Raw genomic sequence first — 13,845 nt, forward strand, 5'->3', positions numbered from 1 at the left:
ACTAAACTGGCTAACCATTAACCGGCTATAAAATTACCCCATCCACCGATTAAAAAACAGCAGTGCGTCGGTCAGGTGTTCCTGCCAGTAGGGCCACTCGTGCCCACCCGGATATTCGGTGTACTGGTGGGGAATGCCCTGCTCCGTCAACGCCCGGTGCAGGGTTCGATTGTGTTCAATGAGCAGGTCGTCCGTACCGCAGTCGAACTGAATGGGTGGTAGCCGGTCCCGGTTTTGCACCATCAGCGCCAGTACCGATTCGTCGGTGGGGTCCGGTTGCCGGTATTCGCGGAGCGGTTCTTCCGCAAAAAGCGGCATCTGGTTCAGGTCGGTAATGGACGACAGGCCATGCACCGCCCCGAACTGGTCAGGGTACTTGGCCGCCAGTCGCAACGCACCGAATCCGCCCATCGACAAACCCGCAATAAATTGCTGAGATGGAAAGCCAGACCGTCGATTTTCGGGCAAAACTTCGGCGACTGCCTTCGGCACATCGTCCACAATCCAGCGGTCGAAGGTACGCCCGTTGTGCGGCAGGTAGCCACTGCCATCTCCCCAAAGTCCGTCAGACGGCATGGCCAGCACCATCGGGCGGATTTGCGCTGTCCGCACCAGCCGGTCGGCGGTTCGGTGGGCACCACCTTTCAGCGACCAGCACCAGTGACTGCCGTACACGCCGTGCAGGAGTATGACGAGTGGCAATGGTTCCGTCCCCATCAATTCAGGGGCCGGTAACCAGACGGTAATATCTCCCCTACCCGCCAGATTGGGCGTTTTCACCGTGATATAGCGCAACCCGTCGTGCTCATAAGCAGGGTCGGATAGTTCGATGGTTCGGAACGGGTTATCCATCAGAAAACAAGTACGCCTTTGGCATTACGCCCATTGAGCATATCGTCGAAGGCTTCGTTTAACTGGTTCAATGAATACGTCCGGGTCACCAGTTCATCCAATAGCAGGTCGCCTTTCTGGTAGAGATTCAGTAGAATGGGGATGTCAATTTCCGGACGGCATTTACCGTACAGGGGATTTATGTAGATTTTATCCCACTCGAAGAGGGTCATGTCGATGCTGATTTCCTGCTCGATACCACTCACCTGACAGGCCACCCCCGCGTTCCGAACCATGGCCAGCGGCACTGCGCCCAATTCGGGAATGGCCGTACATTCAAACGCATAATCGGCTCCCCGGCCACCCGTTAGCTGTTTTACGGCGATGACCGACTGCGTCAGACCCTTGTCGGCCTGGTCAGCCAGCAGGGTGTGGGTGGCTCCGTACCGGGTGGCCATCTCCAGTCGGGCTGGGTTCACATCCACAGCAATAATCATCCCGGCACCGGCAATGCGGGCACCCTGAATCACATTCAGGCCCACGCCCCCCGTCCCGACCACCACCACCGATCGACCGGGTTTTACCCGGGCCGCATTGACCACCGACCCCACGCCCGTCATGACGCCACAGCCCACAATAGCCGCCGACGAGAAAGGTATGGGGACGTTTGTTTTTACCACAGCTGCTTCCCGCACCACGGTAGCCCCCGACATGGTGCCGAGGCTAAACGACCGTTCGATGGGCTGGCCTTTGTAGGTTGTACGCTCCAGGGCGGCATGGCCCCCACTGACTTTATTGCCAGCCGTAACCGGTGAGTTAATCTCACAGATATGCTGGTTTCCTTCCAGGCACTGGAAACAGTGACCGCAGGGTATGGCCCAGTTGAGGATAACCGCATCCCCCGGCTTCACCTTCCGAACCAGCGGCCCCACACTCCGAACGAGGCCCGCTCCTTCGTGGCCCATCACAATGGGTTTCCCCCAGGACAGCGAATCATAGTCCGTATGGCAGATACCGGCGGCCTTCAGTTCCACCAATACTTCGTCGCCCTGCGGCTCACCTACCTCGATTATGTCAATATCAAAACGTCCGTTTCCGGTGGCAATAGCGGCTTCAACCTGCATTGGTTTATGGTTTTCGGTTTATGGTTTTCAGTTCGGGTGTTGACCGGATGAATCCCCATGAATCACGTCGAAAACAAAGTGATGCCCTAAAACTTCCTACTTACAACGAGCAGAACGGTAGGGCTACTTACAGCTTGCAGGATTTTGCAGTAACCCGTTAGCCCGACGAAGCACCAGAAACCTGAGTCTTCCGGCACCTCATTCCGTTTGGTGCGGCAACAGGTAAACCTGGCTAGGAATCAATGCCAAGTACACTCACCAGTACGCCCAAAGCACCAACCAGCCCTACAATCAGGCCAATGAAGGCAAGCGTTCCAGTACCTAAAATCAGCATTAACAGACCGGCTATCAGTAAAACGAGACTACCAAACAGCTTCCCTTTGTTTACCAACGCTTTTTCGGGATGATTGGGGGCCAGTTGTTTGCTGATTTTTTTATTCATTTTCTTCAGCAATAGCCGCTCGATGCCGCTCACTTTGTAGGGAGCACGAATCGCATCGGAACTCCGTATTCCAGCCGTTGAGGTTAGTACCGTCCGAATCATCCGCTTGCTCAGGGTTTTGGAGGTCGATAATCTGGTATCTTTCCGAACGTAAGCTTCAGGCTGACCAGTTACGGCACTCGTTTGACTAAGCGACTGAATTGGTTCGGCGGGGTATTGATCAGGGGTTGCCAGCACCACAATCTGTGCGTTGGATTGAGTGGATAAGGTAATGGGTCCGCGCTGAAAATAAGCAACCGGACGGCTGCATGAAGTAAGCATAGCGATGGTTATCAGCGCCGTGCACAAGGATTTAGTAAAAATAGTAGTCATTGGTTCCGGTGTTCTTGAGAAAAGATATGGAGAGCCGAAGACCATAACCAAGAAACGGTTGACCAGCTTGGCAGGCTACCCCCATGCTTGCTGGAAAACCTCAATTTCGCCGTGATCAGGAGTCGAAACAAGCTCAACTAAAAACCAAAAATACCGGAATTGCCGTTAACGTTTTATTTCATCCCTATTTTCTAATCTGTTCTTAATCGTCTTCCCGCATCCTCTTCGGCATACGTTCCGGTTGGGTTATACGGGAAGGTGTACTGACAGGACAAAATTTCTACCAGTACACCTATGACTACCACCCGATTACGCTGTTTTGTTGCCCTGTTTATCACCGCCGTGCTTCCCGCACAGGCTCAGCTACTGGTTCAGCGCTTTGAACCCGTCCGGTTTTCGCAGGTAACCATTACCGACCAGTTTTGGAAGCCTAAAATGGACAAGGTAGCCACGGCTACGCTGAACGCCTGCATTGTGCAGACCGAAGATAAAACGGGCCGCATTCGCAACTTCGAGAAAGTAGCCCGGAAACTAGCCGGAGCGACGGATAACACCACGCACGAAGGGATTTACTATGACGACAGCGATGTGTACAAAGCCCTGGAAGCGATAGCCTATTCGCTCAAAAACCATCCCGATGCCGCCATCGAGCAAAAAGCCGACGCCTGGATTGATAGGATTGCGGCTGCCCAACTGCCCGACGGCTACCTGAACACCTACTACACCCTGACGGGCCTCGACAAACGCTGGACCGACATGGAAAAGCACGAGGACTACTGCGCCGGGCACCTCATGGAAGCCGCCGTAGCCTATTACAACACCACCGGCAAACGGAAACTGCTGGACGTAGCCATCCGCTTTGCCGACCATATCGACTCAACCTTTCGGATTCCGAACCGGCACTGGGTGAGCGGGCACCAGGAAATTGAACTGGCCCTGATGCGGCTCTATCACCAGACAAAACAGGACCGATACCTGAAGCTGGCCGACTGGTTTCTGCAACAGCGGGGGCATGGCTACGGGAAGGGAAAAATCTGGGACCAGTGGAAAGACCCTAAATACTGCCAGGACGACGTACCGGTAAAAGACCAGAAAGAAATTACCGGCCACGCCGTGCGGGCCATGTACCAGTACACGGGTGCCGCCGACGTAGCAGCCGCCACCAACGACCCCGGTTATCTCGGCGCCATGACCAGCGTTTGGGAAGACGTGGTTCACCGGAATATGTACCTCACGGGTGGCATTGGTTCGTCGGGGCAGAACGAAGGATTTTCGGACGATTTCGACCTGCCCAACGCATCGGCCTATTGCGAAACCTGCGCGTCGGTAGGCATGGTGTTCTGGAATCAGCGCATGAACCTGCTCACCGGCGAAAGCAAATACATCGACGTGCTGGAACGGAGCCTGTACAACGGTGCCCTGGATGGACTGAGCCTGAGTGGTGACCGGTTTTTCTACGGCAACCCGCTGTCGTCGGTAGGTAATAATGCCCGCAGCGAGTGGTTCGGTACGGCCTGCTGTCCGTCCAATATCGCCCGGCTGGTTGCTTCGCTGGGGGAGTATGTCTACGGGCAATCAGCGCAGGGCATCTGGGTCAACCTGTTCGTGGCCAGTAATACCACCATCCCGATGGGCAAAACGGCCGTACCGCTCCGGGTGGAAACGAACTACCCCTGGGAAGGCAACGTAAAAATTACGGCCAACCCCGCTAAAAAAGTGGCCTACGCCCTGCATATCCGCATTCCCGGCTGGGCAGGAAATGTACCCGTACCGGGCAGACTGTACCGGTTTACCGACGCGGACGCAGCAAAACCGGAATTATTACTCAACGGAAAATCCGTCCCCTACCAGACCGAAAAAGGGTACGCCATCCTTGACCGCACCTGGCAAAAGGGCGATGTTGTCGAGGTAAAATTACCCATGCCCGTTCGGCAGGTAGCCGCCCGGCCGGATGTTAAAGCCGACCAAGACCGTATTGCCCTGCAACGCGGCCCGCTGGTGTACTGCGTGGAAGGGGCCGATAATGAGGGGCGGGCCTGGAATATAATGGTGCCCGCCAACGCCACCTTCGATACGAAGCCTTATCAGGTACTGAACGAATCCGTAGTAGCCATTCAGGCCCGCGTCACGGTTGTGGCGCCAGCGGCCGATGGTTTATCGGTGCAGACAAGACCAAAAACCATCACGGCAATCCCCTACTACACCTGGGCCAACCGCGGAAAAAGCCCCATGCAGGTCTGGCTGCCCAGTCGAATCAAAGAAATTAACATCACGGACTGAACCATCCACTAATTATCAGTCAGCGAGCTATTACATGCCCAATTTCATGAAGCGAATTAGTCTAGTGGTCAGCCTGCTCATCAGTACGCTGATGCATGCCCAACGCCCGGTTGATTTAGTTGCTTACCGGAAACAGAGTGGTACGGATGTAGTCAGTCGGAATAATCAGTTGACCGTACGCTGGCCGGGTGGCGCCAATCAGCAGGCGAAACTGGTAATCGACCTCAGGCCCGATGCCCCTCTGTTCAGCAGTATGCAGTTGACCCGACAGGGCAGGTTTCAGGAAATTGCGCGGGCCATCTACCCGGCCTTTGTCGTGACCCTCGGAAAGCGTGATTTAATCTCCCAGAATGGCTGGAACATCTTTTTTGATAAGACAAACAAACTGCCTCATTCATCCTACGCTGTCACCCTGAACAAACGAAAGGCCAGCGTACGCACCGAAGGAACCCGCACCATTATCCGGGTGGGCGACGTACAGGCCGCTACGTTTGGTGGGGCACTCGAAATAACGGTGTATCAGGGTAGCCCGCTGTTCAACGTAGCAGCCGTGATGGCAACGGAGGCAGACTCTACCGCTTACCTGTACGATGCCGGTATGGTTAGTAAAGACGGCAACGGCCGACCGCCCGTCTGGGAAACTATTGCCTGGGCCGATACGACGAACCGGATGCAGAGCGTTCCGGCCGATATAAGCCAGCTTAACAGGGCACAGGGCGTAAAATACCGGACCATCATCGGCTCGAATACAGCGGGTAGCCTGGCTGTTTTTCCGGCACCACACCAATATTTCTACCCACTGGATGAAGCCTATAACCTGGATTTTACGTGGTATGGGCGTAATTACCGGAGCCTGATACCGGACTTTGGCCTTGGCATCCGACAGGACCTGATGGGCGACAACCGCTGGGTACCCTGGGTGAATGCACCGCCCAAAACCCAGCAGCGGATGAACTTCTTCTGCCTGCTCAGTACGGATGTTGCCGCGCCCACGCTGGAGGCCGTCAAGCGGTTTACGCACAATGACAAATACCCGACACTGGCGGGGTACAAAACCATGTCGAGTCATTTTCATAACGAGTTTGTCATGAAGGTGCTGCTCGCCAACAAGCCCGTGCCGGAAACACCCACGTTCGTTAAGGTCCTCAAAAATACGGGTATCGACATTGTCCATCTGGCGGAGTTTCATTACACGGCGCACCCCAAAGGTCCCGACGATCAGCGACTGCTGGAATTAAAAACCCTTCACGATATGTGTCAACGCTGGTCGGACACCAATTTTCTGCTGCTGCCCGGTGAAGAACCCAATGAGTTTTTTGGCGGGCACTGGCTCAGTTTTTTCCCAAAGCCCGTGTACTGGATTATGGCCCGCCAGCCCGAAATGCCTTTTGTGACGGATGATCCCCGCTATGGGAAGGTATATCGCATTGCCGATAAAGCCGATATGCTGCACCTGCTGGAAGCCGAAAATGGGCTGGCCTGGACGGCCCACGCCCGTACCAAAGGGTCGACGGGTTTTCCGGATGCCTACAAAGACGAAGCATTTTACAAATCCGATCATTTCTTCGGGGCTGCCTGGAAAAACATTCCGGCCGATCTATCGAAACCGCGCCTAAGTGCAAGGGTGCTGGATTTGATGGACGACATGGCTAACTGGGGATTTAAAAAACACGTTATCGCCGAGGCCGACCTCTTCAGCATTGAACCCGCCAACGAAATGTACGCCCACCTAAACGTCAACTACCTGCAACTGGATAAACTACCGGATTACAAGGCTGGGTGGCAACCCGTGCTGGACGTTATGCAACAGGGGAAGTTTTTTGTATCCACGGGGGAAGTGTTGCTGCCAGCGTTTACGGTGAATGGCAAAGGGGCCGGTGAAACTACTCGTCTCCCAAAGGATGGCAAGGCCACCATCGCAATGACTATTGACTGGACCTTCCCCCTGACCTTTGCCGAAGTCATATCGGGCGACGGGCAACAGGTTTTCCGGGAACGAATCGACCTCACTAAAACCCTCCCGTTTGGCAAACAAACGTTCCGGTTTACACCTACCCTCAAAGGCCGAAAATGGGTGCGGGTAGAGGTCTGGGATGCCGCCGTGAACGGTGCTTTTACCCAGCAGGTTTGGCTGGAAGAGTAAACACACCATCGCTTTACAGCATCCGGCTTCACCAGCCGATTACAGCCAGATACCAACCCTAAAGTCGCGCTGCGGAAAAACGCCGTGTCCACACTATCATGTACTGCTTCCCAAGTTTGCACAAACGATTTCAGGGGCCAGTTGCTTATTTAACTACAAATTTCGTTATTTACCTAGAATATACGTTATACCATGAAAAAGCACCTGTTTTCCGTATGGTTTGGGTTGATAATGATACCGAGTTTAGCACAGGTAAAGGTGTCCCCCGCGACTGATTCGGTGGATTATAAGACGCTCTACCGCGCTTACGCCCCCGTCGTTGGTCCGGGCGAAAACGCCGTTGCCCGCGACGTGGTTTTCCAGAAGCTAACTGCCGATTACTGGAATGATTTCAGGCGATTTCTCAAACAGAACAATTTTCGGCCTGCTACGCCCTTTATGCTCAACGTACAGGGATTTTTCCGGGCCGATGGCCATGCGGACCTGCTGCTGTACCAATACATGGTTAACGGCCAACGACCTCCAGCCAGCACCGAAACCGTATTTATTTCCTTACTCTCTGCTTATCTTGCCGAGTATCCGCTGCCGGTCAGGTCGTCACTCATCTGGACCCCCTTTCGTATTGGCAGCAATCTTTATGTGTCAACACCCGAACCTCGAAAAGCGCCACGGGGAGCAGGTATTATAGGCGATTTGGCCGAAGCCAGCCGTACAACCCGCCCCGATACGGTTAAAATTATTCAGTTTGGCGGGCTGGACCTGGACCAGGTACCACCCGTAATATACCGTTTCACAAACGCCGAAGAAATCAACCTGGGTACCAATTACCTGACCGCCTTACCGGCTAAGTTAACGGCCCTACCCAGGCTACAGCGGCTGAATCTGATGTCGAACCGGTTGGTAGACGACAGCGTGTTTTTCTCACGAAACAAGTCCGTCAGATCTATCAACATGCAGAAAAACTCCCTGACCCGTGTGCCAAAAACGGTACGCCAAAACCGTCGGCTGGAGAGCTTATGGCTTGGCAACAATAACCTTACCCAGCTCGGTAACAACTCGTTCCGTGGCCTGCGTCGGCTAACGGACCTGAATCTGTACGGAGCAGGCTTGCCCCGACTCCCTAAATCAATCGGACAAGTAAAACGCCTGAAAGTGCTGGATTTGTACTACAATCACCTCACCGCCCTTCCGAAGCAGCTAAACCGCCTAAAGCGGCTCGACCAACTGGCACTGGCCTATAATGATCTGCGTGAATTACCGGCCTCCATGAGCAAACTACGCCGGTTACGAACGCTGTTCGTCCATCATAACAAGCTGGACAACCTGCCGCAGCAATTCGGCAAACTGGCCAATCTGCACGTGCTGGATCTGGGTTACAATGAGTTGACTGTAGTACCACCCGTGTTGAGTTCACTGCCCGCGCTGGAAGAACTGGACTTGAATAACAACAACTTACAGGAGTTTCCGACCGTACTGCTATCCATCAGGAGGCTGAAACGGGTGTACCTGGGCAGCAATCCGCTCTTTGGCCGGGAAGCCATGAGCAGTCCCTACGCGCCGATGATAAAGCAGCTTGAAGCAAACAAAACGCAGGTGACATATTGACTAAAACTAACCAAATAAAATTCTGCTTAGAATTTTCATAATCAATCATAGAACGGGTAAAAAAACAGTCGGCAACGGAGAAAAATACAATAATTTTGTGTTCCTCAACTGTCTGTCAGTTAGCCGTATGCAAGCCGTTATTTCACCCGTTTCTACTGTGCCCGTTCCCAATCGTGTTACGTTATGGGCGGCCCTGCTCTCTGTTTATATTCTCTGGGGCTCAACGTATCTGTTCATTCACTTCATGACCGAACAGATGCCACCCCTGTATATGGCTTCGATCCGGTACATCATAGCGGGTACGCTACTGTACACCTACGCCCGACTAACGGGTACGCCCCGCGCTACCAGGGTTCAGTGGAAATCGGCGGCTATCATTGGTGTGCTGTTACTGACTATTGCCAACGGCTGTTTAACGGTTGGTATTCAATATATTCCAACGGGCATGGCGGCTTTACTGGGTGGGCTGCTACCCGTGTTTCTGCTGTCGCTGAACTGGGTTTCCTTTGGCAAACAACGACCAACAAACCTGGCTCTGGCGGGTCTGGTACTAGGCCTGATTGGAATTTATTTCCTGATAAAACCCGATAAACTGCACGGTACAGGTGGTATCCATGCCAACCTGATTGGTACAGGCCTGATTGCTTTCGGGAATTTCTCCTGGGCTATCGGCACCCTGCTCACACCCCGGCTAACCTTGCCATCGGGTATGTTATCGAGCGGGATCCAGATGCTGGTAGGCGGTTTTATTCTGTTGCTGGTCAGTCTGGCCGTAGAACCGGTTGTTCCCTGGAGTATTGTCTACGCCCCGACCAAAGCCCTCGGAGCGGTGCTGTACCTGGTTATTTTCGGGAGCATCATCGGGTTTTCGTCCTATTCCTGGTTAGCCCGGAATGCTCCTCCCCAATTACTCTCGACCTACGCGTTTGTGAACCCCGTAGTGGCGGTCATGCTGGGTACTATGTTTGCCGGTGAAGTCTTCTCCAGTCAGTCGTTCATGGGAGCGGCTGTGGCACTGGTGGGTGTGGTCCTGATTACGCTGGGTAAAGAACGAATCGGAACGCCGAACCGGAGTGAAAAGCCTGTACGATAGCTATTCATTTCGGTTCGCTCTTTAAAATTATGAGAAACGTCGCCATTCTTCTTTTCGATGAGATTGAAGTGCTCGACTTTGCCGGGCCGTTTGAGGTCTTTGGCGTAGCGGGCCGGAGTCCAAATCAAACCCGTTTCAGCGAACCGCCGTTTGCCGTCTTTACCGTAGCCGAAACTACGCCGGTCAATGCCCGCAATGGCCTGTCGGTAAATCCTGCATACCGGCTCGACAACCACCCAAAAGCGGACATCATCATTGTGCCGGGCGGGGGTGGCTTTCAGGCCGATGGGACGCCCTTTGGTTCGCGCCGGGAAATGAACAACCCCGTTGTGTTGAACTGGGTACGCCAGTCGGCCGAACGTTCGGAACTGGTACTATCGGTTTGTACGGGTTCGTTCATACTGGGCAAAGCCGGTTTGCTCGACGGGCTGGCCGCCACCACGCACTTTATGGCCATCGACGGGATGCGTCAGGCAGCACCAGACACGGAACTACGTCCGGCAGAACGGTATATCGACAACGGAAAAATCGTCACCTCGGCGGGTATTTCAGCCGGTATCGACATGTCGCTGTACGTGGTAAGCCGCTTGCTGGGGAAGGACGTAGCCGACGAAACCGCCCGGTACATGCAGTACGATTACTGGCAGTAACTATCCCCCCACCAGCTATGGGCTTCTCCCGGTTAAACCGGTGGTGGGCTAATACTCGTCCAGCCTCCATCAACCACCAGACTCTGGCCGGTAATATGCCTTGAGGCAGGGGCAATTAAAAAGAGCGCAGCATTTGTGATATCCTCCACCGTGGCCGGGCGGCCCATGGGTGTTATGCGCGACCAGATGGGGATGTAGGTGGGATCATCCAGGGTGCGTTCGGTTAATGTAGCACCGGGCGCAATGGCGTTGACGGTAATGCCGAGGGGCGAAAAATCAATGACCAGTTGTTTAGCCAGCATCTCCAGCCCTGCCTTGGTCATGCTGTACACGGGCAATCCCGGATGTGCCTGATGCCCTACCACCGACGACATAAACAGAACACTACCACCCCGCTGCTGGGCCCGCATTTGCCGGGCGGCCATCTGGGCCAGAAAAAAGCTTCCCCGCAGGTTCAGGTCCACAATTTTCTGAAACGATTCCGGCGTCGTTGTGAAGATGTCGCCGAAGATGGTGATTCCGGCATTGGCAATAGCAATATCCACTGACCCAAACCGGTTCACCGCCGTATCGACCATAAACTGAATAAACTGAACATCGGAAGCATCACCAAAACATGCCTCGCACTGGCCCGTCCGTTCTCCCTCCTGCTGAATAGCGAAAGCGGCTTTGTGAGCCAGAGCCTCGTCATAATCATTGAGTAACACGTTAGCACCCTGCTGGACTAATGCTTTTGCAATGGCAAAACCAATACCGGTTCCGGCTCCGGTGATGATGGCAGTTTGCTGAGAGAAATTATTCATGCAATCTTTTGTGATGGTCTATAGTTCGGAAATCAGAATCGCGTTTCGTTCCGCAAGCGGGGGAATTAATTCCCCCGCTTGCGGAACACACAAATGAAAATCCTGTATTTTTTATCATTCCTGGGCGTACAGGGCAAATTTCTGTAATTCTTCCTCTACTGTACGGTCAGCGTGATGTTGCTCCTGGTTGAAAATATAACGGGTAATACGGGGTACGTCGGCCGGACTTACCGAAATGGCACCATATCCCTCCTGCCAGACAAACAGCCCGTCAGTTAACTTCCCCTCGTTTATCCACCGTGACGACTCCCCTTTTATTACTTTAACAGTACCCGCTATGGTTTGCGTCGAACGGAGAGCTACCAGGCAATGTACATGATCATCAACACCGTTGAGTATGCAGATGTCGATGTTATCATCCACCGCTTTTGTTCGGATATGATCGAACAGATTATACCGCAACTTCTTGTGCAAGAGTGATTCCCGGTTTTTCGTTGTCCAGATCAGATGAACGTAAACGGCAACGTGATTCCCCATTGACTATGAGTTAATTGTAAAGATTCGGCAATCATCATCGCGTTTCGTTCCGCAAGCGGGGGAATTAATTCCCCCGCTTGCGGAACGAAACGCGATGATGGAAAAAAACGGGACAACCCATCAATGCGAATCACGCTTGACCTCACTGCCTGAACCACCCCGGAGAAAATCGAAGTCGGCGCCTTCGTGGGCCTGCATTACGTGCCGGATATACATGTTCACGTAGCCGCGGTCGTAGCCTAAATCCAGTGGTTTGAAATGCACCAGCCGCCCGGCCAGTTCCTCATCGGACACGTGCAGGTGCAGGCTCCGGTTGTCAACGTCGAGGGTGATTAGATCACCGTTTTGTACCAGTGCGAGGTTCCCCCCCATCGCCGATTCGGGTGATATGTGCAGGACTACCGTGCCGAAACCGGTGCCGCTCATACGCCCGTCTGATATACGCACCATATCGTGTACGCCCTGGGCCAGCACCTTGGCGGGCAGCTGCATATTGCCTACTTCGGGCATGCCGGGATAGCCCTTCGGCCCTACGTTTTTCAGGACCAGTACGCAGGTGGGATCGACGTCCAGCTCGGGGTCGTCGATGCGGGTTTTGTAGTCGTCGATGTTCTCGAATACCACCGCCCGGCCGGTATGCTGCATCAGTTCGGGCGAAGCTGCCGAGGGCTTGATAACGGCTCCGTTCTGGCACAGATTTCCCCGCAGAACGGCGATACCGGATTCAGGTTTGAACGGTTCATCAACTGAAGCAATTACGGCTTTGTCGTACCGTTGGGCTTCAGCGCAGTTTTCGCCAATTGAGCGGCCATTCACTGTCAGGGCATCGTTGTTCAGGTACTGACGCAGTTCATTGATGATGGCGGGTAAACCACCGGCGTAGAACAGATCCTCCACGAAATGCTCACCCGAAGGTTGGAGGTTAGCCAACAATGGTATTTTAGCGGACAACGTATCAAAATCGTCCAGCGACAAATCCACGCCCACGCGACCGGCAATGGCCGTCAGGTGGAGGATAAAATTGGTTGAACCACCCAGGGCGGCATTGACCATGATAGCATTCTCGAACGCCTGACGCGTCAATATCTGGGAGGGTTTTACATCTTCTTTAACCAGTTCGACCATCCGAACACCGGTCATGTGGGCCAATACTTTCCGGCGCGAATCGGCCGCTGGTATGGTGGCATTGTCCGGCAAGGCCAGCCCCAGCGATTCGACCATGGCCGCCATGGTACTGGCCGTACCCATTACGGCGCAATGCCCCTGACTGCGGGCCATACTGGCTTCGGCGGCAATAAACTCCGCCTGGCTCATCTCCCCCATTTTGAAGGATTCGGCAAACCGCCAGAGGTCACTGGTGCCAATGCGCCGACCCTGGAAACGGCCCGCCAGCATCGGTCCACCCGATACCACCATAGTGGGGATGTCGACGCTACACGCCCCCATTACGAGCGAAGGCGTCGTTTTGTCGCAACCGCACATCAGAATAACCCCGTCGATGGAGTTGCCCCGGATGCTTTCTTCCACATCCATACTGGCCAGATTACGAAACAGCATGGCGGTGGGTTTTATCTGGCACTCCCCCAGCGACATCACCGGGAATTCCAGCGGAAAGCCGCCCGCTTCCCAGACGCCCCGCTTGATGGCTTCGGCCAGTTCGCGGAAGTGGGCATTGCAGGGCGTTAACTCCGACCAGGTATTGCAAATGCCAATGACGGGTTTCCCTTCAAATTCATGGTGCGGGAAACCCTGATTTTTCATCCAGGCGCGGTAAATAAAGCCGTCTTTTCCGGTGCGGCCAAACCAGTCTCTTGAGCGTAGGGGCATCTTTTCAGGTATCAATAAACAGTAATCAGTAAAGCCGGTGAATGGGCCGTTATACTTTTAAGAGCTTCGTTTTAGTCGCCAAAACGGATGGTTTTTCCTATATGTATTCAGACATAAATAGGTCGTCTAAAGTAAGGT

At 53.9% G+C, this 13,845-nt stretch carries 11 protein-coding genes; 5 read left to right on the top strand and 6 right to left on the bottom strand.

Features of this window, described 5'->3' with window-relative positions:
- Positions 1 to 33: 33 nt before the first annotated feature.
- The 3 genes from B156_RS0123950 to B156_RS32295 all read right to left on the bottom strand — a co-directional run bounded on the left by B156_RS0123950 (position 34) and on the right by B156_RS32295 (position 2,769).
- Positions 34 to 852: an alpha/beta hydrolase gene (locus B156_RS0123950; RefSeq protein WP_018622327.1), complete on the bottom strand. Its 819-nt coding sequence runs from the start codon at positions 850 to 852 to the stop codon at positions 34 to 36.
- Entirely contained in the window at positions 852 to 1,955 is a 1,104-nt protein-coding gene (locus B156_RS0123955) for an alcohol dehydrogenase catalytic domain-containing protein (RefSeq protein WP_018622328.1), read from the bottom strand. Before B156_RS0123955 ends, B156_RS0123950 begins: the two co-directional genes overlap by 1 nt.
- Positions 1,956 to 2,187: 232 nt before the next feature.
- Positions 2,188 to 2,769: a hypothetical protein gene (locus B156_RS32295; protein WP_040586284.1), complete on the bottom strand. Its 582-nt coding sequence runs from the start codon at positions 2,767 to 2,769 to the stop codon at positions 2,188 to 2,190.
- 294 nt (positions 2,770 to 3,063) lie between these two features.
- Here B156_RS32295 and B156_RS0123975 point away from each other — a divergent pair, with 294 nt between their 5' ends.
- The 5 genes from B156_RS0123975 (at position 3,064) to B156_RS0123995 (ending at position 10,540) form a co-directional block, all read left to right on the top strand.
- Positions 3,064 to 5,049 carry a glycoside hydrolase family 127 protein gene (locus B156_RS0123975; RefSeq protein WP_018622331.1) on the top strand — a complete coding sequence of 662 codons (1,986 nt, stop codon included), beginning with the start codon at positions 3,064 to 3,066 and terminating at the stop codon, positions 5,047 to 5,049.
- Between the two features lie 46 nt (positions 5,050 to 5,095).
- The gene (locus B156_RS0123980; protein WP_026261020.1) at positions 5,096 to 7,192 is read left to right on the top strand and encodes a CehA/McbA family metallohydrolase domain-containing protein; all 2,097 of its coding nucleotides are present in this window, start codon (positions 5,096 to 5,098) and stop codon (positions 7,190 to 7,192) included.
- A gap of 192 nt (positions 7,193 to 7,384) precedes the next feature.
- On the top strand, positions 7,385 to 8,797 hold the full coding sequence (locus B156_RS0123985) for a leucine-rich repeat domain-containing protein (protein WP_018622333.1): 1,413 nt from the start codon (positions 7,385 to 7,387) through the stop codon (positions 8,795 to 8,797).
- A 127-nt stretch (positions 8,798 to 8,924) separates the two neighbouring features.
- Positions 8,925 to 9,890 carry an EamA family transporter gene (locus tag B156_RS0123990; protein WP_018622334.1) on the top strand — a complete coding sequence of 322 codons (966 nt, stop codon included), beginning with the start codon at positions 8,925 to 8,927 and terminating at the stop codon, positions 9,888 to 9,890.
- A gap of 29 nt (positions 9,891 to 9,919) precedes the next feature.
- Positions 9,920 to 10,540, top strand: coding sequence for a DJ-1/PfpI family protein (locus tag B156_RS0123995; RefSeq protein ID WP_018622335.1), 621 nt, complete (start codon positions 9,920 to 9,922; stop codon positions 10,538 to 10,540).
- A gap of 32 nt (positions 10,541 to 10,572) precedes the next feature.
- Here B156_RS0123995 and B156_RS0124000 read toward each other — a convergent pair whose 3' ends face one another.
- The 3 genes from B156_RS0124000 to B156_RS0124010 form a co-directional block, all read right to left on the bottom strand.
- A complete protein-coding gene (locus B156_RS0124000; protein ID WP_018622336.1) occupies positions 10,573 to 11,343 on the bottom strand; it encodes an SDR family NAD(P)-dependent oxidoreductase in 771 nt (256 codons plus the stop codon).
- A 114-nt stretch (positions 11,344 to 11,457) separates the two neighbouring features.
- Positions 11,458 to 11,880, bottom strand: a complete 423-nt coding sequence (tnpA, locus tag B156_RS0124005; RefSeq protein ID WP_018622337.1) for an IS200/IS605 family transposase — start codon at positions 11,878 to 11,880, stop codon at positions 11,458 to 11,460.
- A 120-nt stretch (positions 11,881 to 12,000) separates the two neighbouring features.
- Complete coding sequence (locus B156_RS0124010; protein WP_018622338.1) at positions 12,001 to 13,707, bottom strand: IlvD/Edd family dehydratase; 1,707 nt, start codon at positions 13,705 to 13,707, stop codon at positions 12,001 to 12,003.
- Between the last annotated feature and the right edge of the window lie 138 nt (positions 13,708 to 13,845).

Source organism: Spirosoma luteum DSM 19990, assembly GCF_000374065.1.
GTDB lineage: Bacteria > Bacteroidota > Bacteroidia > Cytophagales > Spirosomataceae > Spirosoma > Spirosoma luteum.